This window comes from Klebsiella electrica (assembly GCF_006711645.1).
GTDB lineage: Bacteria > Pseudomonadota > Gammaproteobacteria > Enterobacterales > Enterobacteriaceae > Klebsiella > Klebsiella electrica.
In genome coordinates this window covers 2,213,298-2,232,660 of the sequence record NZ_CP041247.1, presented here as the reverse complement: position 1 = coordinate 2,232,660, position 19,363 = coordinate 2,213,298, and the positions used below count along the sequence as shown (strand labels likewise).

At 58.2% G+C, this 19,363-nt stretch carries 20 protein-coding genes; 8 read left to right on the top strand and 12 right to left on the bottom strand.

Annotation, left to right across the window (positions count from 1 at the left end; translation table 11 throughout):
- Positions 1–112 precede the first annotated feature (112 nt).
- From Electrica_RS10585 to Electrica_RS10570, 4 genes are all read left to right on the top strand, one after another.
- Positions 113–919, top strand: coding sequence for a DNA-binding transcriptional regulator (locus Electrica_RS10585; RefSeq protein ID WP_141964435.1), 807 nt, complete (start codon positions 113–115; stop codon positions 917–919).
- 98 nt (positions 920–1,017) lie between these two features.
- A complete protein-coding gene (locus Electrica_RS10580; RefSeq protein WP_141964434.1) occupies positions 1,018–2,079 on the top strand; it encodes an ABC transporter substrate-binding protein in 1,062 nt (353 codons plus the stop codon).
- On the top strand, positions 2,069–3,073 hold the full coding sequence (locus tag Electrica_RS10575; protein ID WP_141964433.1) for a FecCD family ABC transporter permease: 1,005 nt from the start codon (positions 2,069–2,071) through the stop codon (positions 3,071–3,073). The genes Electrica_RS10580 and Electrica_RS10575 overlap by 11 nt, the downstream gene beginning before the upstream one ends.
- Positions 3,073–3,822 (top strand): ABC transporter ATP-binding protein, encoded by a 750-nt coding sequence (locus Electrica_RS10570; RefSeq protein WP_141964432.1) that lies wholly within the window; start codon positions 3,073–3,075, stop codon positions 3,820–3,822. The genes Electrica_RS10575 and Electrica_RS10570 overlap by 1 nt, the downstream gene beginning before the upstream one ends.
- Here Electrica_RS10570 and Electrica_RS10565 read toward each other — a convergent pair.
- The 4 genes from Electrica_RS10565 to Electrica_RS10550 all read right to left on the bottom strand — a co-directional run bounded on the left by Electrica_RS10565 (position 3,806) and on the right by Electrica_RS10550 (position 8,712).
- Positions 3,806–4,546 carry a substrate-binding domain-containing protein gene (locus Electrica_RS10565; RefSeq protein WP_141964431.1) on the bottom strand — a complete coding sequence of 247 codons (741 nt, stop codon included), beginning with the start codon at positions 4,544–4,546 and terminating at the stop codon, positions 3,806–3,808. The two genes, Electrica_RS10570 and Electrica_RS10565, sit on opposite strands and share 17 nt — an antisense overlap.
- A gap of 59 nt (positions 4,547–4,605) precedes the next feature.
- Positions 4,606–5,442 carry a shikimate dehydrogenase family protein gene (locus tag Electrica_RS10560; protein ID WP_131047920.1) on the bottom strand — a complete coding sequence of 279 codons (837 nt, stop codon included), beginning with the start codon at positions 5,440–5,442 and terminating at the stop codon, positions 4,606–4,608.
- A gap of 11 nt (positions 5,443–5,453) precedes the next feature.
- Positions 5,454–6,776 (bottom strand): MFS transporter, encoded by a 1,323-nt coding sequence (locus Electrica_RS10555; RefSeq protein WP_141964430.1) that lies wholly within the window; start codon positions 6,774–6,776, stop codon positions 5,454–5,456.
- Positions 6,777–6,858: 82 nt separating this feature from the next.
- Positions 6,859–8,712: a bifunctional sugar phosphate isomerase/epimerase/4-hydroxyphenylpyruvate dioxygenase family protein gene (locus Electrica_RS10550; RefSeq protein ID WP_142255870.1), complete on the bottom strand. Its 1,854-nt coding sequence runs from the start codon at positions 8,710–8,712 to the stop codon at positions 6,859–6,861.
- Between the two features lie 124 nt (positions 8,713–8,836).
- On the opposite strand from Electrica_RS10550, the gene Electrica_RS10545 reads away from it, so the two are divergent.
- The gene (locus Electrica_RS10545) at positions 8,837–9,475 is read left to right on the top strand and encodes a TetR/AcrR family transcriptional regulator (protein ID WP_100683584.1); all 639 of its coding nucleotides are present in this window, start codon (positions 8,837–8,839) and stop codon (positions 9,473–9,475) included.
- Between the two features lie 26 nt (positions 9,476–9,501).
- On the opposite strand, the gene fumD is transcribed toward Electrica_RS10545, so the two are convergent.
- Positions 9,502–9,717, bottom strand: coding sequence for a fumarate hydratase FumD (gene fumD, locus Electrica_RS10540; RefSeq protein ID WP_100683583.1), 216 nt, complete (start codon positions 9,715–9,717; stop codon positions 9,502–9,504).
- Positions 9,718–9,939: 222 nt separating this feature from the next.
- Here fumD and ynhH point away from each other — a divergent pair, with 222 nt between their 5' ends.
- From ynhH to lpp, 3 genes are all read left to right on the top strand, one after another.
- Positions 9,940–10,215, top strand: coding sequence for a protein YnhH (ynhH, locus tag Electrica_RS29435; protein ID WP_455428487.1), 276 nt, complete (start codon positions 9,940–9,942; stop codon positions 10,213–10,215).
- Positions 10,216–10,222: 7 nt separating this feature from the next.
- Entirely contained in the window at positions 10,223–11,635 is a 1,413-nt protein-coding gene (gene pykF / locus Electrica_RS10535) for a pyruvate kinase PykF (RefSeq protein WP_141964429.1), read from the top strand.
- A gap of 306 nt (positions 11,636–11,941) precedes the next feature.
- A complete protein-coding gene (gene lpp / locus Electrica_RS10530) occupies positions 11,942–12,178 on the top strand; it encodes a murein lipoprotein Lpp (RefSeq protein WP_001082307.1) in 237 nt (78 codons plus the stop codon).
- Between the two features lie 72 nt (positions 12,179–12,250).
- On the opposite strand, the gene ldtE is transcribed toward lpp, so the two are convergent.
- The 7 genes from ldtE to sufA form a co-directional block, all read right to left on the bottom strand.
- A complete protein-coding gene (gene ldtE / locus Electrica_RS10525) occupies positions 12,251–13,249 on the bottom strand; it encodes a L,D-transpeptidase LdtE (protein ID WP_141964428.1) in 999 nt (332 codons plus the stop codon).
- Between the two features lie 98 nt (positions 13,250–13,347).
- Entirely contained in the window at positions 13,348–13,764 is a 417-nt protein-coding gene (sufE, locus tag Electrica_RS10520) for a cysteine desulfuration protein SufE (RefSeq protein ID WP_100683580.1), read from the bottom strand.
- 11 nt (positions 13,765–13,775) lie between these two features.
- Positions 13,776–14,996 carry a cysteine desulfurase SufS gene (gene sufS, locus Electrica_RS10515; RefSeq protein ID WP_141964427.1) on the bottom strand — a complete coding sequence of 407 codons (1,221 nt, stop codon included), beginning with the start codon at positions 14,994–14,996 and terminating at the stop codon, positions 13,776–13,778.
- The gene (sufD, locus tag Electrica_RS10510) at positions 14,993–16,267 is read right to left on the bottom strand and encodes a Fe-S cluster assembly protein SufD (protein WP_141964426.1); all 1,275 of its coding nucleotides are present in this window, start codon (positions 16,265–16,267) and stop codon (positions 14,993–14,995) included. The genes sufS and sufD overlap by 4 nt, the downstream gene beginning before the upstream one ends.
- The gene (gene sufC, locus Electrica_RS10505; protein ID WP_141964425.1) at positions 16,242–16,988 is read right to left on the bottom strand and encodes a Fe-S cluster assembly ATPase SufC; all 747 of its coding nucleotides are present in this window, start codon (positions 16,986–16,988) and stop codon (positions 16,242–16,244) included. Before sufC ends, sufD begins: the two co-directional genes overlap by 26 nt.
- 31 nt (positions 16,989–17,019) lie before the next feature.
- Positions 17,020–18,507 carry a Fe-S cluster assembly protein SufB gene (gene sufB, locus Electrica_RS10500; protein WP_015584111.1) on the bottom strand — a complete coding sequence of 496 codons (1,488 nt, stop codon included), beginning with the start codon at positions 18,505–18,507 and terminating at the stop codon, positions 17,020–17,022.
- A gap of 2 nt (positions 18,508–18,509) precedes the next feature.
- On the bottom strand, positions 18,510–18,887 hold the full coding sequence (sufA, locus tag Electrica_RS10495) for a Fe-S cluster assembly scaffold SufA (RefSeq protein ID WP_100683576.1): 378 nt from the start codon (positions 18,885–18,887) through the stop codon (positions 18,510–18,512).
- Positions 18,888–19,363 lie beyond the last annotated feature (476 nt).

Here is a 19,363-nt window from a genome sequence, read left to right as displayed (position 1 = left end):
ATATTTTTACATTGAGGTCAGTATAGGGTCGGCAGGATGCGCTACAATCAAAACATCACCGGATGTGCACCAGGTGCACATCGTTGTTTATCCGGATATTTGTCGAGGAAGCATGCGCGAAAACAGCCAGACGGATTACAAAACGGTCCGCGGATTGAGCCGGGGGTTATTGTTACTTAATTTGTTAAATAAATTCGATGGCGGGGCCACGGTAAGCACGCTGGCTGAGTTTAGCGGCCTGCATCGCACCACCGTCAGACGACTGCTGGAGACGTTGCAGGAGGAGGGTTACGTTCGCCGTAGTCGATCCGATGACAGCTTCCGTTTAACCCTCAAAATCCGTCAACTGAGTGAAGGATTTCGTGACGAACATTGGATTTCTGCCCTCGCCACCCCGTTGCTGGGAGAGCTGTTGCGCGAAGTGCTGTGGCCGACGGATATCTCCACCCTGGATGTTGACGCCATGGTGGTACGTGAAACCACGCACCGCTTCAGCCGCCTGTCGTTTCATCGCGCGATGGTCGGCCGTCAGCTCCCGCTGCTGCTGACCGCCTCGGGACTCACCTGGCTGGCCTTCGCCCCGGATCATGAGCGCCAGGCGATGATCGAACTCCTCGCGACGCGTCCGGAAGAGGAGTATCAGCTGGCGCGGGAGCCGGAAAAGCTGGCGGCAATTCTTGAGCGCACGCGGCGCCAGGGCTACGGCGAAAACTTTCGCAGCTGGCGGCAGGAGGAGAAAATCGCCTCCATCGCCGTGCCGATCTGCAGCCAGCAGCGGGTCATTGGCTGCCTGAACCTGGTTTATATCGCGAAAGCGATGAGCCTTGAGCAAGCAGCGCAGAAATATCTGGCGCCGTTGCAAAAAGTGGCCGCGCAGATCGAGTCGCGAATGACCGAAGAAGAGGTTTTTTACGAGTAAAGTTGTCCTGAATGGGTAGACAAGCCGGTAAGCATTGCTTCTGCTAACGCTATATATTTTAATATACAGCGATTCCTCTTACCTAACCGAGTCTTCTCATGTCAAAACGACCCCGTTGCTTACCGGGGCTGACGCTGGTCAGCGCCTGCCTGTTTGCCGGTTATGCCTTTGCCGACCGTACCGTCACCGACCAGCTCGGCCGCGAGGTGACGCTTCCTGACCACGTTACCCGCGCCGTCGTGCTCCAGCATCAGACCCTCAATCTGCTGGTGCAGCTTGATGCCGCCGATGAGATTGTCGGCGTAATGAGCAGCTGGAAAAAGCAGCTCGGCCCGGCTTTCGCCCGCTTTATGCCGGGGATTGAACAGCTGCCGACGCCGGGAGATTTAACCCAGGTCAATATCGAAAGCCTGCTGGCGCTGCATCCGCAGGTGGTGTTTGTCGCCAACTATGCGCCGCAGGCGATGATTCAGCAGATTCAGAACGCCGGGATCCCGGTGGTAGCTATCTCGTTACGCCAGGACGCCGCGGGTGAAAAAAACAAGATGAACCCGTCGATGGCCGATGAAGAGCAGGCCTATAACGAAGGGTTAAAGCAGGGTATTCGCCTGATTGGCGAGGTGGTCGATCGTAAAAACCAGGCGGAAACGCTGATTAGCGCCGTGTTTGCGGCGCGTAAAGAGGCCAACGCGCCGGTTGCCGATATCCCCGATAACCAGCGGATACGCGTCTATATGGCCAACCCGGACCTCAACACCTACGGCTCCGGCAAATACACCGGCCTGATGATGAAACATGCCGGCGCGCTGAACGTCGCGGCGGCCTCGGTCAAGGGCGCGCGCCAGGTATCGCTGGAGCAGGTTTTACAGTGGGATCCGCAGGTGATCTTTGTCCAGGACCGCTATCCGCAGGTGGTCAAACAGATCGAGTCCGACCCGCAGTGGCAAGGAATCGATGCGGTAAAAAACCACCGCGTCTGGCTGATGCCGGAGTATGCCAAAGCCTGGGGTTACCCGATGCCGGAAGCGTTGGCCCTCGGCGAGCTGTGGATGGCCAAAAAGCTGTACCCTTCCCGCTATAACGGCGTGGATGTTGATGGTAAAGCGCAGGAGTATTACCAGCGGTTTTATCGCGTGAAGTGGACGCCGGATGCTCAGTAATCGTCACCCGGCGCTGTTGCAAGGCGCGCTGGCGCTGGCCACCTTGTGGATTGCCGTCGCCTCGCTGTGCGTCGGCCAGTATCACCTGAGCCTGAGCGAGGTGTTCAGCCAGCTGGCACACCTGTCACCTGCTGACGGCGTGGCCGGACAAATCGTCTGGTCGGTGCGCCTGCCGCGCGTTACCATGGCGCTGCTGGCCGGCGGCGCGCTCGGTCTGTGCGGTGCCGCGTTGCAGGGCGTGTTCCAGAACCCGCTGGTGGATCCCCATATCATTGGCGTCACCTCCGGCTCCGCCTTTGGCGGCACGCTGGCCATCCTGCTGGGGCTGGACAGCGTGCTGATGATGACCTCCACCTTCGGTTTCGGCCTGCTGGCCTTAATGCTGGTGTACCTGATTGCGGCGCTGCAGGGGCGGGAAAACACGCTGGTGCTGATTCTTTCCGGGATCATTCTCAGCGGTTTTTTCGCCGCTCTCGTCAGCCTGATGCAATATCTGGCCGACAGCGAAGAGACGCTGCCGAATATCGTCTTCTGGCTGCTGGGCAGCTTCGCCACCGCCAACTGGCACAAAGTGGCGCTCATGGCGCTGCCGGTGCTGCTCAGCGCCGCGGTCCTGATCGCGCTGCGCTGGCGGATTAACCTGCTGACGCTGGAGGAGAAAGACGCGCGCGGGCTCGGCGTCTCGGTGACCGCGCTACGTCGCGGCGTGCTGCTATGCTGCGCGGTGCTGGTGGCCTCGCAGGTGGCGGTCAGCGGCAGCATCGCCTGGGTGGGGCTGGTTATCCCGCATCTGGCGCGACTGCTGGTCGGCGCCGACCACCGTCGTCTGCTGCCCACCGCCTTCTGGCTCGGCGGCGGGTTTATGATCGCGGTAGACGATCTGGCCCGCTCGCTGACCCAGGCGGAGATCCCCATCGGGATCATTACCGCGTTGCTCGGCGCCCCGCTGTTTAGCTGGCTGCTGATCCATACGCGTCGTCGGGGAGCGGTCTGATGAAGATGTCACTTCGCCTGTCGGCACTGCGCTACGGCCACCGTCAACCGCTCTTCCGGCCGCTCAGCCTGCAGTGCCTGCCCGGTGAAATCTGGGCGGTGCTCGGCGCCAACGGGCGCGGGAAAAGCACCCTGCTCGACACCCTCACCGGCGTGCTGCCGCCGCTGGGCGGGAGTTTCCACAGTGAAGGCGGGATAGCGATTGTGCCGCAGTCGTTCCGCCCGGCGTTCAACTGGCAGGTGCGGGAGGTGGTGTTAATGGGCCGCGCCCGGCAAGTCAATCTGTTTGCCCAGCCGGCCGTTGAGGATGAGCGTCGGGTCGAGGAGGCTTTACGCCAGTTGAGCATTGCCGATCTCGCCGACCGCGCGTTTCGTTCGCTCTCCGGCGGCCAGCAGCAGCTGGTATTGATTGCCCGCGCGCTGGTGGGCGCCAGCCAGAATATCCTGCTCGATGAACCCTGCTCGGCGCTGGACCTGTCCAACCAGCAGGTGGTACTGCAGCTCATCAGCGACCTGGCCCATCGCCAGGCGCGCACCGTACTCTTCACCACCCACGATCCCACCCATGCCCTGCAGGTCGCCAGCCATACCCTGCTGTTGCTGCCGGACGGCGAGTGGCTGGCGGGACGCTCCGGGGAAGTGCTTAGCGAGGCGCATCTGCAACGCGCCTACGGCCTGGCGGTGCGTAAAATTGCGCACCCCGGTTCAGACATGCCGCTGCTGGCGCCGCAGTTTACGATTCGGCGCTAGCCGGCAAAAAACCCGCAGCCTGCAGAGCGTGCTGACCTTCGGCACCGAGAATAAAGCGGCACAGCCGCTGCGCCCCGGCGCTCTCGTCGAGGGTGGTCAGCAGGTAATCGGCCTGGATATTCCACGGCGCCGGAATCGCGACCGTCCGCAGATCGTCGGCCAGCGCCATCTGACGGGCATAATGGGCATAGCCGATAAACAGGTCGGTTAATCCTTCGCGAATAAGCCAGGCTCCCGCCGTCTCGCCCGGCGGGACGCTGAGCGACTGTCGTCCTCCGACCAGCGGCTGAGCACGGGCCATCATCGCACTGCCAACGCCGGGGAAGCGGGCTTCAATGCGCTCAAACAGCTGCCAGGTATAGTCGCCGGACGGGTCGCAGCCCGGCGTCGATGTGGCCAGACGCAGCTGCGGGTTAGTGAGGAGCGTCAGCCAGTCGGCCATATCACCGGCAGCGGCGCGACGGGCGGTCAGCATCAGCTGGTTACGGGCAAACAGATGGCATTCCCCCGCCCTCCCGGCCTGGCGCAGCGCCTGGGGATGCTGGCGGTTGGCAGAGGCGAATACCGAACACACCGCCCCGCCTTCAATTTGTTCGCGCAGCAAACCGGCGGGGCCGAAATGGGCCTCAACCAGAATACCGGTTTGCTGATGGAAACGCGCCAGCAGCGGGATAAACGCCCCTTTCAGGCTCCCCGCCGCCAGCAGAACGACTGCGCTGGTCATCGTGATTGCTCGCTAAACGCCCGGAAACAGAGCGCTATAGTAACCGGGCCGTTGGCGATTCAGTAGCGAATTTCCGCCAGCTCGCGCAGCTGCTCCGGAGTCGCTACCGGCAGGTTGAAGAAACGCAGATAGGCCGGGATCATTTCAAACAGCATGTCGGTGCCGCGCTGAACCGGACAACCGCGCGCCTCGGCGGCCTGCAGCAGCGGCGTAAAGGCCTGGGTCATTACCACTTCCCCCACCCAGGTGCCGGGCGTCAACCTCTGAGGGTCCAGCGGCAGCGGGTCCCCCGCCTTCATCCCCAGCGGCGTGGCGTTCACCACCAGATCGTGCCCCTGCGGATCGCGCTGCATCAGGCTGATATCCAGCAGCGGATAGTGTTGCAGCAGACGGGCCGCCAGCGCATGCGCCGCATCGGCATGGCTATCGTAGAGCGTCAGGGCGCGTACCCCCGCCGCTGCCAGCGAAGCGGCGATCGCCGACCCCACGCCGCCGCAGCCGACCACCAGCGCCCGCGCCCCCTCGGGCCGAAAACCTTTACGTCGGATACCGAGCACAAAACCGTCGCCGTCAAACATATCGCCGCTCAGCGTGCCGTCGGCCTCGCGGCGGATAGCGTTGCAGGCGCCGGCAATGGCTGCCGTGGGGCTTAAGCGATGCACCAGCCCGCAGGTGGCAATCTTATGCGGCATCGTGACCAGCGCGCCGATAATATTGGTCAGTGTAAACAGCGCCGGAACCACCGTCGCCAGCGCCTCCGGTTTCACCCCCGTAGGCACCACTTTGACATCCACCTGCTGTCGGTCGAACCACGGGTTGTAGATCATCGGCGCCTTAAAGCCGCCGGTCGGATAGCCCAGATGCGCGATCAGCCGCGTATTACCACTAATTATCATCCCCTGCTCCTTTACTGCGATAGCTCGATGCGTTTGGCATCGCCCAGAATAAACAGATACGCCACGACGCCGAGGAGCGCCGCGCCGCCGATATAGATCAGCGCATAGAAGAAGTCGCCGAAGGCCGCGACGATAAAGCCAATCACCAGCGGCGTGAGGATCCCGGCGAAGTTAGCGCAGAAGTTAAACAGGCCGCCGGTCAGGCCGCCCAGCCCTTTCGGCGCGATATCGGAAATTAACGTCCAGCCCAGGCCGACCATTCCCTGACCAAAGAAGGCGAATGACATCACCAGAATCACCGCCAGATCGCTGCTCAGCCAGTTGGCGGAAATAATGCCGCTGGCCATCAGCAGACCGACGACGATCGGCAGCTTACGCGCGAGGTTGGCCGAGCCGGTGGCCTTCAGCAGCTTGTCGGAGAGCCAGCCGCCGAACATCACCCCGCCGGCAGCGGCAAGGAACGGCAGAATGGCGAAGAATCCCACCTTCAGCCACGGCATATGTCGCTCGGTGGCCAGATAGGTCGGGAACCAGGTCAGGAAAAACACCAGTACCGTATTGCCGGCGAACTGGCCGATGCTGGCGCCCACAATCTGCCGTTTCCCCAGCAACTGCCGCACCAGCGGCCAGCTGAAAGCCGTCTGCTGGTCGCTCGCCGCTGCCAGGCCACCGCCGTTGACAATATGCTCCCGCTCCTGCTGGCTGAGGTGCTTATCTTCGTGCGGTTCGCGGTAGCAGCGCCACCACACCAGCGCAAACAGCACGCCGACAACGCCGACGCTGATAAACAGCGCCCGCCAGCCGAAACTGCCCATAATCCAGAACAGCAGCGGTGAGAAGCAGGCCAGCCCGAGGTACTCCCCGACGGTATAGACTGCCGTTGCCTTGGCCCTCTCCTGCTGCGGGAACCACGCGCTGACCACCCGGCTGTTTACCGGGAAACAGGGCGCCTCGCTGACCCCCAGCCCAAAGCGGCACAGCAGCAGAGTTTTCAGCCCTATCGCCATACCGTGGAACATGGTAAACAGCGACCACAGCGTCAGCGACAGGAAGTAGGTCACTTTGTTGCCGAAACGGTCGAGGAACAGGCCGCCGGGAATTTGCGCCAGCGCGTAGGTCCAGGCGAAGGCGGAAAACACGATCCCCATGACCGCCGCATGAATCCCCAGTTCGGAGGTTAAGCTGGGGGCCGCTATCCCCAGCACCGTCCGGTCGAGGTAGTTAATCATCGTGCCGATAGCCAGCAGCGCGAGGATCCCAATCCGCCGCCGGGAGCGCGGCACGGCGGTCGCGGCTTGCGCCGCTGCCGTGTGGTTATGGCTGTACGCGTTCATAATCGTTTTCCTGTCGTAGGGTGCAGATGAATGTTGTTATTGTATTGACGATGTTGTGCTCAACGAACCATTTGATACATCACTAGCTGTACTGCATTGCCGACAGGCGAACGGCGGCATTTGCCGCGCCGTACAGGGCATAGCCATCGCGTCTTTCGGTCAATTCGAAGAAAAAGCGCCCTGCCGAGAACGGCCGGGTATAGAGGTGGAGAAACTCCCCGCCGCGCGGATCGCGGTCATAGAGAATATGCAGACGTTGCAGCGTCGCGACGTCCACCGTCTCGCCATAGCGCGCCAGCAGGTCATCATAGTAATTAGCCGGAATCGGCAGCGCCTGAAGGGAGACCTGCGGCAGAGCGTCGAGGGTCGCCGGCAGGTGATGGCAGGCAAACGCCGCGTGCTGCAAGCCCGCCCCTTGATAGCAGGCCACCGAGCGGGCAATCTGCGTGGCGCGGCTCTGGGAGATATTCAGCGCCAGGCGAATATTGCCCTGCGGGCTGTGAACCGCCAGACTGCGCACCAGACCATACGGGTCCGGCAGCGTCTGTTCATGTTCGAGGGTGAAACCGAAGACGGTGCGGAAAAAGGTAATCCAGTTATCACGGCTCTCCGCCTCCATCCCCAGCGCCAGATGATCGATGCCGCTGTAGTCATCGCGTAACGTCGGCGCGTCGTGCAGATGAAAATCGCGGGTGTAGATATCATCACCGGCTTCAATTAAATAGATCAGGCTGCCGTCGGGGGCGCAAATCGCCGGAATGGGGCTTTCATTCGGCCCGGCATCGCCCTGCCAGGTGGCGTAGCCATAGGCGCGGGCGCGCTCAATAATCGCCGCGCTGCGGCTGACGCGCAGCGCCATCGCGCACAGAGAGACGCCGTGGCGCTGGTGAAAATGGTCGGCCCAGCTGTGCGGCTGGGCGTTGACAATCGCTCGTGCGCCGCCGTTGCGCCACAGCGTCACCTGTTTTGAGCGGTGGCGGCCTTCCTGACCGAAGCCCAGTTGCGACAGGCGCTGGCCGAGAGCCTGCGCTTGCGAGGGGCTGGCGGCAAATTCGATAAATTCCAGTCCGAGATAATCCGGCAGCGTCGCGGCCTGAAACAGCGACGCATCGCTGTCGTCCAGCTGTTGGCGGGTCTGCTCTTCCAGCCATTGTAACGAGCGGTAGCCATCTTTCGCCGTTGCGCCATTCGGCGAAGCGCGGAAGCCGTCATTGAAAATTTCCAGCGACCACGGGCCGCGATAGCCGCAGCGGGTCAGATCGCAGGCAAAATCCACCAGCGGCAGCTGCCCCTGTCCCGGGAAACAGCGGAAATGGCGGCTCCATTCAAGGACGTCCATCTTCATCAACGGCGCATCCGCCAGCTGCAGGAAGGTGATTTTGTCCACCGGGACTTCATGCAACCGCTGCAAATTGTCGCCGCGAGCCAGAATATGAAAGCTATCCAGGACAATCCCCAACGCCGGGCTGTTGACGCTTTTCACCCGTTCCCAGGCCTGATACCAGCGGTTGACGTGCGTTCCCCAGGCCAGCGCTTCGTAGCCGATGACTATCTTTTCCTGCTCCGCCAGCGCCGCCAGCGCGGCGAGATCCGCCACCTGCAGCGCAACATCGGCGGAACAGTCCGGCTGCACATTGCTGCACAGGAGCAATGTGTCGCAGCCGAGCTCATGCATCAGCGCGAATTTGCGCTTCGCCCGCGCCATATTCGCCGCAAACTGGCTGCGGCTGGCGCCTTCAAAATCGCGAAAGGGTTGAAAAAGCGTGATTTTTAGCCCTAAATCAGCCGCCAGATTGCGAATATCCGCCGGCGTGCCGGTATAATAAAGCAGATCGTTTTCAAAGATTTCGACGCCTTGATAACCCGCTGCCGCAATAGCATGGAGTTTTTCGGGTAAGGTGCCGGAAATCGAAACGGTGGCAATGGATCGCAGCATAGGTCCTCGGGTCATCAGCAGACGTGAGCCCTGAATATGAATCATTTGGTTCATTCGCGCCACACGAGGTTGCTAATTTGTGATCATTATGTGTATTTTTTGTCTCTCAGAAAAAGGAGTGGTTATGTCTGTCGTGGCTCATGATGAAGCGCAGTCCCTGAAGGAACGGATTTTTACCGCCGCCATCGTCGTCTTTGCCGAACACGGTCTGTCCGGGGCGCGCATGGAACAGATTGCCACCGAGGCGCAGACAACCAAACGCATGGTGGTGTACTACTTCAAAACGAAGGAGCTGCTGTATCAGGCGGTGCTGCAACACGTCTATGCGCGTATCCGCGAGACCGAACAGCAGCTTGGGCTGGAGCAGCTTCCGCCGGTTGAAGCGCTGGTGCAGTTGGTGCGCTGGAGCGTGCGTTATCACGCCACTCATGCGGATTTTATGCGGGTTATTTGTATGGAGAATATGCAGCGCGGTAAGTGGTTGCAGTCATCGGGGCAACTGAAACCGCTGAATCGAACCGCCCTGTCGATTCTGGAGGATATTCTGCAGCGCGGGCAACAGCAGGGAATTTTTCAGGAGGGTCTACAGGCGCGCGATGTCCATCGGCTGATCAGCAGCTTTAGCTTTTATCAGGTGTCGAACTTTTACACCTTCACTCGTCTCTTCCTCGACGACCCGCTGCCGGCTATCGACGATGAGGAGATGATCGCTCACCACTGCGATATAGCGGTGAAAGCGGTCGTGCGGTTTGTGATTTCCTGAGCCTGCGTAAGCCGCGCGCAGGAAGGCTAGTCGTGCCCGGATAAGGCGTGGATCACCTTCTCCATGGCTTCTTTGGTCAGTTCAGAGCGGGCGATTTTCGGGTTGGCCAGCGAGGTACGCACCACCCCGGCAATCACGATATGTTTTGGCTCCTGGCCGAGATCGCGCATTTCGAGCACCACTTTCCCCACCACCCGGCACATTTCCTCGTACAATTCGGCGTCTCTGGCTTTATTTCCCATACTTTTCGACTCACAAATTATCATTATCAATCAAATCATTATTAATATGTTTTCGTGATAAATCAAACCAGCGCGCTCTTTTTATACCAGCGCGCTGTTTCCAGGCGCTAACCGCGATGAAATTCGCATAATAGTGGCGTTTATTGTTGTCGGCTGATGAAAAAATGTGTTGCGAAGAAGATTTGAAATAGTTTGAGTTCTGTTACATTTTCATGGGGAATAATGAAACGTCGTTTTCATTTTCCTTTTTTGTTCCGACGTCGTATAATGCCCCCCGATTCTTTCTTGAATGGTTTCAGCGCATTGGACTGCACGACTAAACGCATAAAATACTGCCTCTTTTCATGGGCTGAACCGCCAGCACACTTTCTTCTGCACGCTCTTTTGTTGTCACCTATTCTTAGAGCGTGGCAGAACAACTTTCGCAATACAGGTTTGACTCCACGGCCGTGCGCCTACGGAGCGATATTTCCATATCCTTCACAACTTAAAGACTAAAACTTTCATGAAAAAGACCAAAATTGTTTGCACCATCGGTCCGAAAACCGAATCCGAAGAGATGCTGTCCAAAATGCTGGACGCGGGCATGAACGTCATGCGTCTGAACTTCTCTCACGGTGACTATGCTGAACACGGTCAACGCATCAAGAACCTGCGTAACGTGCTGAGCAAAACCGGTAAGACAGCGGCTATCCTGCTGGATACCAAAGGCCCGGAAATTCGTACCATTAAGCTGGAAGGCGGCAGTGACGTCTCCCTGAAAGCCGGTCAGACATTCACCTTCACCACCGATAAATCCGTCGTCGGCAACAACGAAATCGTCGCCGTGACCTATGAAGGTTTCACTACCGACCTGTCCGTCGGCAACACCGTTCTGGTCGACGATGGTCTGATCGGCATGGAAGTGACGGCCATCGAAGGTCAGAACGTCATCTGTAAAGTGCTGAACAACGGCGACCTCGGCGAGAACAAAGGCGTTAACCTGCCGGGCGTTTCTATTGCCCTGCCGGCACTGGCTGAAAAAGACAAGCAGGACCTGATCTTCGGTTGCGAACAAGGTGTTGATTTTGTTGCTGCTTCCTTTATCCGTAAGCGTTCTGACGTGGTCGAAATCCGCGAGCACCTGAAAGCGCACGGCGGCGAAAACATCCAGATCATCTCCAAAATTGAAAACCAGGAAGGCCTGAACAACTTCGACGAAATCCTCGAAGCCTCTGACGGCATCATGGTTGCGCGTGGCGACATGGGCGTGGAAATCCCGGTTGAAGAAGTTATCTTCGCCCAGAAAATGATCATCGAAAAATGTATCCGCGCGCGTAAAGTGGTTATCACCGCAACGCAGATGCTGGATTCGATGATCAAAAACCCGCGTCCGACCCGCGCAGAAGCCGGCGACGTAGCCAACGCCATCCTCGACGGCACCGATGCGGTCATGCTGTCCGGCGAATCCGCCAAAGGGAAATACCCGCTGGAAGCCGTCACCATCATGGCGACCATCTGCGAGCGTACCGATCGCGTGATGACCAGCCGCCTGGAGTTCAACAACGACAACCGTAAGCTGCGCATTACCGAAGCGGTGTGTCGTGGTGCGGTAGAAACCGCAGAAAAACTGGAAGCTCCGCTGATTGTTGTCGCCACCCAGGGCGGTAAATCTGCGCGCGCCGTGCGTAAATACTTCCCGGATGCCACCATCCTGGCGCTGACCACTAACGAAACCACCGCCCGTCAGCTGGTGCTGACCAAAGGCGTAGTGCCGCAGCTGGTTGACCAGCTCTCCTCTACCGATGATTTCTACATCCTCGGCAAAGAACTGGCGCTGCAGAGCGGCCTGGCGCGTAAAGGCGACGTGGTTGTTATGGTCTCTGGCGCACTGGTCCCGAGCGGAACCACCAATACCGCATCCGTGCACGTGCTGTAATAATTTACAGGTTAATTCGTTTTTAAAGGCGCCTCTTGCAGGCGCTTTTTTTTATTCATCCCTGGCGACTCTTAATAAAAATGCAAATCGGAATTTACTATTTAATGAGAGATTATCTAAGATGAATCCGATGGAAGCGTGCTGTTTTCACAAAGATTTTTAAACTAATCCGTAAAATTCGATGTTTCTTTGAGCGAACGATCAAAAATAAGCGTATTACCGTAAAAAAATATTCTCATCCCAAAAAAGTTTGTGTAATACTTGTAACGCTACATGGAGATTAACTCAATCTAGAGGGTATTAATAATGAATCGTACTAAACTGGTACTGGGCGCGGTAATCCTGGGTTCTACTCTGCTGGCTGGTTGCTCCAGCAATGCTAAAATCGATCAGCTGTCTTCTGACGTTCAGACTCTGAACGCTAAAGTTGACCAGCTGAGCAACGATGTGAACGCAATGCGTTCTGACGTCCAGGCTGCTAAAGACGACGCAGCACGCGCTAACCAGCGTCTGGACAACCAGGCTACTAAATACCGTAAGTAATAGTACCTGTTAATAAAAATGGCGCACAATGTGCGCCATTTTTTTTGTCCTCTCTTTCCTTCCCGTCTCGCGCTACTGCACCCTTTTCGCTTCGTCCACCGGCACGTTCGATACCGACATCGCCGATAGCGCTGCGCCGCTCGCCGTCTCATTGCCCGCAGAGACCACCACCGGATAGCCCGCGCGTCGGGACAGCGCTTTCTTCAGTTGGGCATCGTCTATGGTTTTATCTCCGGCAAACTGATGGAAGTCCGCTGGCAGCGTGTACGCAAGCGTACGGGTATCGCCCGCTTCATCCTGCGTCAGAGGCCGATGAACTTCGACATAGCGTTTACCGTCGGGCTCAATCGCAAATTTCACCGGCTGGTTGATAACGCGCACCGGCGTCCCGGTTTTTACCTGACTAAACAGCGCCTGGATGTCCGCGGCGTTCATGCGCATACAGCCCGAACTGACCCGCAGGCCAACGCTATCCGGCGCGCTGGTACCGTGGATAAGATACTCACCGTTGCCGTACGCCAGGCGCAGCGCATAGCGTCCTAACGGATTATTCGGCCCTGCCGGCACCACGGGCGGCAGCTTGATGCCTTTTTCCAGCGAACGCGCGCGGATGCCCGCCGTTGGCGTCCAGGTCGGATTAGGGATCTTTTGCCCGATGCGCGTGGTCATCTCCGGCGTCTCCAGCCCCTGCTGACCAATCCCCAGCGGATAAACCTGAACCTGGTTCTGCCCCGGCGGGAAGTAGTACAGCCGTAGCTCCGCCAGGTTCACGACGATGCCTTCCCGGGGAACATCCGGCAGCAGCATCTGCGAGGGAATCAAGACCTGAGTCCCGGGCTTCGGGTACACCGGCGCAAGCGTGTCGTTCGCTTCGAGAATCAGCATCGCCGCCGTGTCGAAATGGCGGGCAATCGCCTGCAGATTGCGATCCCCTTCCTGTACCGTCCACCATTGATTCTGGCCAATGAGTCGACTGTTAGCCGGGGGAAGTGGGTAATCTACCGCCCAGGCGCCGTGTGAAACGCTGAGGGCTGTCAGAAGGGCTACGGTGATAAGAGATGCGCGTTTCATACTGAGATTCCTTCTTTCGCTGATAAAACGCCAGGGTCTGCAGTCAGGCAGGCATCACCTCCGGCCTGACGTAACAGAATGAAATCTACCTGTTTATTCTAGCTAAGATTTTCAGCTTTCGCGCGAATTGCACGAATCATGGCTTCCAGGCCCTGAGATCGTGAAGGGGTAAGATGCTGGGCCAGCGCCATTTTTTCAAACCACGGCCGCACGTCAAAGGCGATGATATCCTTGGCCGTCATCTGGTCGTAGAGGATAAAGACCACGGCAATCAGTCCTTTGACGATCGCCGCATCGCTATCGCCGCGCAGCGATAGCCCCCCGCCTTCCCCTTGTTCCACCACGATCCACACCTGGCTCTGGCAGCCCTGAATGATATTTTGCGCGGTATGCTCTTCGGCGCTCAGCGGCGCCAGCCGCTGGCCGAGTTCGATAATATAGAGGTACTTCTCTTCCCAGTTCGCGCAACGACTAAAGTTGCGCAGCAGTTTGTCTTTATCCGGTAATGCCGCCATGATTGCGTCCTTTAGCCCAGTAGCGTGTGGATACGCTGCAGTCCTGCGACCAGGCGATCCACCTCTTCCGTGGTATTGTACATCGCCAACGAGGCCCGACACATGGCCGGTACGTTGTAAAACGCCATCAGCGGCATCGCGCAATGATGGCCGGTGCGGATGGCAATGCCATAATTATCCAGGAAGCTGCCCACATCATAGGCATGATGCGCGCCAAGATTAAAGGCAATCACCCCCAGACGCGCGTCAGGGCCATACAGGGTCAAGTCCGGCACCGCTTTCAGCGCCTGCAAGGCATAGCGCATGAGAGTCTGCTCATATTCACCAATCTGCGCCAGCCCCAGCGCGCTGACATACTCCAGCGCGGCGCCAAGGCCGATAATCCCGCCGGTATTGGGGGTGCCCGCCTCGAAGCGCCACGGCGCTTTCGCCCACGTTGTCCCTTCGCTCAGGCTGACGGTGGCAATCATTGACCCGCCCCCTTCCCACGGCGGCATCGCCTGCAGCAGCGCCTCTTTGACATACAGAATGCCAATCCCGGTCGGGCCATACAGCTTGTGGCCGGAGAAAACATAAAAGTCGCAGTCCAGCGCCTGCACATCCACCGCGTGATGCATCACCGCCTGCGCCCCGTCCACCAGCACTTTTGCCCCATGCTGGCGGGCCAGCGGGATCAAGGCCGCCAGCGGGTTCTCCGTCCCCAGCACATTGGAGACCTGGGTGATGGCCAGCAGGCGGGTCCGCGCATCGAACAGCGCCGGAATGGCATCCAGTTGCAGAGTGCCGTCCGGTGTCAGCGGGATAACCCGCAGCTCGGCGCCCACCCGGGCGCAGAGCATCTGCCAGGGAACGATATTCGCGTGGTGCTCCATGGCGCTGATGATGATGTTATCGCCGGCACCGACGTTGGCGTTCCCCCAGCTGTTGGCCACCAGATTAATCCCTTCGGTGGTCCCCCGAACGAACACCAGCTCTTCCGCCGAGCGGGCGTTGAGGAACCTCGCCGCCTGCTGGCGCACCTGTTCCATCCGCGCCGTCGCCTCTGCGCTCAGCGTATGGATACCGCGATGGACGGCGGCATAGCCGTGGCGATAAAACTCCGCCTCGGCGCGAATCACCGCCTCTGGTTTTTGCGCGCTGGCGGCGCTGTCGAGATAGACCAGCGGCTGACCGTTGACCTCCCGGCTCAGCAACGGAAAATCCGCGCGGACCCGTTCAACAGAAAATGTCATGCTTTTTCTCCCGGTAAACGTTGGCCGATTCGCGCCAGAATCTGCGCCCTCAGCGCCTCATCGCCAATCGCTTCCGTCAGCTCGGCGGCGAAAGCATAGAGGATCATATGCTGCGCCGCCTGGTGAGTAATACCGCGTGAACGGAGATAGAACAGCTGTTCGTTGTCGATACGCCCGATGGTGGCGCCGTGGCTGCACTTGACGTCGTCGGCATAAATTTCCAGCTGCGGCCGGGTATCTACTTCTGCCAGGCGCCCCAGCAGCAAATTATTGTTGGTCATCTGACCGTCGGTTTTCAGCGCGTGCTTAGCGACATTAATCAGACCGTTAAACACCGCCCGCCCTTTATCGCTGACAATGGTCTTATGCAGCTGGCGGCTATTACAGTAGCCAACGCGATGATCGAGCCAGGTTCGGCTGTCGCAGACCTCATTGTTGACCGGCATCGCCAGGGAGTTGATCCGCAGGGTACTGTTCTCCCCCAGCAGCTGAGTACTGGTGCGATGGTGCAATACCGCGCCGCCGAGCAGAAAGCTGCTGCTGAAGGCCGACGCGTCGCGGCCCAGCAAGAGATCGTTGTGGGCAAAGTGGTTGCTCTGCGCATTCTCAAACGCCAGCTTGATATGCTGCAGATGGGCATTATCCGCCACCGACATCGTCAGACGCGCGCCGGTAAAGTGGCGCTGTTCATCCAGGCTCAGATAGTGTTCGATAATCGTCGCCTCGGCGCCGCTCTCCAGCTCAAGATGATGGCGATAGTGCGCGGTGTTGAGGTCATCGCCCGCGCCCCCACGGGTCACATGCATCAGCAGCAGCGGCTTTGCGGGCCGCTGATGCCGTTTTACGCGGATTCGCGTCACCGTCTGAGCAAGGCTCTCCGTGAGATGCAGGAACACTTCCGGCTGCACCGCGTCAGGCAGCCCCTGGCGATCGGCCGCCACGCTAACGTCGTAGCCGCTGTCGGCCAGGTTGTCGCTTAAGGTCTCGCTAAACTGCCCGTCGATGAACACCAGCCGCCAGGCGTCCATCGACAGCGCCCGCTGATCCCGCTCTGTCGCCGTTAAAGTACCCGGCTGCAGCGCGACAAATGTGCCTTTGTTCAGTGTATCCAGCGGCGTATATTTCCAGTCCTCATGTTTGCGCGTCGGCAGACCGAGGCGCAGGACCTGCTGGAGATGTCGGCGGGCTTCAGGCGTTCGCCGCTCGCCCAGCGCCTCAAACAGATGATGCCACTGCTGCAGCGCGTTACTGCTGTTCGGTAAGCCAGCCATAGCCCTGCTCCTCCAGTTGTTTGACCAGGGTAAAATCGCCGGATTTGACGATTCGCCCCTGATAGAGCACGTGGACGTAATCAGGCTTGATATAGTCGAGAATACGCTGATAGTGGGTGACGATAATAAATGCGCGCTTGCCGTCGCGCAGCGCGTTGACGCCGTCAGAGACTATCTTCAGGGCGTCGATATCCAGCCCCGAATCCGATTCATCAAGAATGCACAGGTCCGGCTCCAGCACGGCCATTTGCAGGATATCGTTGCGCTTCTTTTCACCGCCGGAGAAGCCCACGTTCACCGAACGGGTCAGTAAATCTTCCGGCATCTTCAGCAGCTTAATTTTCTCTTCCATCAGATCCTGGAAATCGAAACGGTCCAGCTCTTCCTGACCGCGATAGCCGCGCACCGAGTTGAGCGCAGTTTGCAGGAAAAACTGGTTGCTGACTCCGGGAATCTCTACCGGGTACTGGAAGGCCATAAAAATGCCTTCGCCGGCGCGGTCTTCCGGCGCGAGGCTGAGCAAATCTTTGCCTTTAAACTCCACGCTGCCGCCGACGACCTCATAGTCTTCACGCCCGGCCAGCGTCGCCGACAGGGTACTTTTGCCGGAGCCGTTCGGCCCCATAATGGCGTGCACTTCGCCAGGGCGAATGTCCAGATTTAATCCGCGCAGGATCTCTTTGTCTTCAACGGCGACCTGCAAATTTTTGATACTTAACATCGCATTTCCCTTAATTCGTAAAGCCTGGCGCTTAGCCGACGCTGTGTTCCAGACTGATAGCCAGCAGTTTTTGCGCTTCAACGGCAAACTCCAGCGGCAGCTCCGAGAAGACATCTTTACAGAAGCCGTTGACAATCATCGAGATGGCATTGTCTTCGCTGATGCCGCGCTGCAGGCAGTAGAACAACTGATCTTCGCCGATCCGCGAGGTGGTGGCTTCGTGCTCCAGCTGCGCGCTGTCGTTGCGACACTCCACGTACGGGAAAGTATGCGCCCCGCAGTCCGGTCCAATCAGCATCGAGTCGCATTGGGTGAAGTTACGCGCGTTGGTGGCGGTCGGCATAATTTTGACCAGCCCACGGTAGCTGTTCTGGCTTTTGCCGGCGGAGATCCCTTTCGAGATAATCGTCGAACGGGTGTTTTTGCCGATGTGGATCATCTTGGTGCCGGTGTCGGCCTGCTGGTGTCCGCTGGTCAGCGCCACGGAGAAAAATTCGCCGATGGAGTTATCGCCGCGCAGAATGCAGCTCGGATACTTCCAGGTAATGGCGGACCCCGTTTCTGACTGCGTCCAGGACATCTTGCTGTTTTCGCCTTCGCACAGCGCGCGTTTGGTGACAAAGTTCAAAATCCCGCCGGTGTTGTTATCCCCGGGGAACCAGTTCTGCACCGTGGAATATTTCACCTCGGCGTCTTTATGAATAATCACCTCGACCACCGCCGCATGCAGCTGGTAGCTGTCGCGCACCGGGGCGGAACACCCTTCGATGTAGCTGACGTAGCTGCCTTCATCGGCCACCAGAATGGTGCGTTCGAACTGGCCGGTTTTTTCGGCATTAATGCGGAAATAGGTCGACAGCTCCATCGGGCAACGTACGCCTTTAGGCACGTAGATAAAGGTGCCGTCAGAGGCCACCGCCGCGTTCAGCGCGGCAAAAAAGTTGTCATTGCCCGGCACCACGGTGCCGAGATATTGTTTCACCAGCTCCGGGTGATCGTGGATAGCCTCACCAAACGAACAGAAGATAATCCCCTGTTCCGCCAGTTTTTCCCGGTAGGTTGTCGCCACCGAAACGGAGTCGAAAATCGCGTCAACCGCGACTTCACGCCCTTCGCGTACCGGCACGCCCAGCAGGTTAAAAGCCTCTTCGACTTCCTGAGTCAGATAGGCGCCGGGGCCGGTTTGCTGCACCGCGCCAGGCTCCGAAGCGCAGGTGTCGTCGCAGTTGCCGCAGGACGGCGCCGAGTAATAGCTGTAATCCTGGTAGTTGAGCTTTTCATAGTGCGCTTTCAACCAGTGCGGCTCTTCCATCTCCAGCCAGGCGTGATACGCCTTCAGGCGAAACTCGAGCATCCACTCGGGCTCATTGCGGCGGGCGGAAATGGCGCGCACCACCTCTTCGTTGATGCCTTTCGCCAGCTCATCGGTCTTTAAGCGGGTAAAAAAGCCTTCTTTATAATTGAGCGGCCCGTCGGACCAGGTTTTGACATCGTCAGTTGCTTCAGTATTACGAGACATAGTTACTCCGCCTGAACCCCAAAGCTTTCGCCGCAGCCGCATTCGTGCTGCGCTTTCGGGTTATGAAACTTAAAGATTTCATTTAATCCTTCCCGAACATAATCCAGCTCCGTCCCGTCGATAAACGGCATGGCCTGCAGCGGCGCCCACAGTTTCGCCCCGTCGCGCTCAAACAGCAGGTCGTCTTCCGCCGGCTCGGCAATCAGCTCGAGCACGTAACCAAAACCGGCGCAGCCGCTGGTTTTTACCCCCAGACGTAGCCCCTGCTTGTCGGGCTGTTGACTCACCAGGCTGCGAATATGGGCCGCTGCCGCCGGGGTCATCATCAGACCACGCCAGCTAAATTCATCGGGATTGAAGGTTCCTGTATCTAATTCCATCGCTCTACCTCATTGGTTAGCGCCATAAGGGCATACGACCATGTTAATGATAACAATTATCACTTCAACCCAGCCGGAGAAGGGGTATTCCCCTTGCGAACCCTTTTATCTCGCTTTTTATAAGCATAGACCCTCGCCTGCAGGTTATCAGGTGACTATTTTGCAATTTAATATATTGATAAATAATAACTTATTTAGCGTTTTACCCGGACATGACGGGCAATGAGAAAGGTGTATCGGAAATACCTATTTTTGAAATCGAAAACGGTCCATTCAACATGATCAGCATTTACTGTCAAATCAATAGATTGTTCTTTGTACCGTGCGACGACGTGACGCTCTTTACGCTACCTCTTTAGAATTATCTATAAGTATCCTTCTGGATGGCTATTCGTTATCCGGTAAAGCGGAACGGTTATCATTTTAAATTCGGACAAAAACCAGGAATAAAGCTTTTTTCTCTACTGGTAAATTGA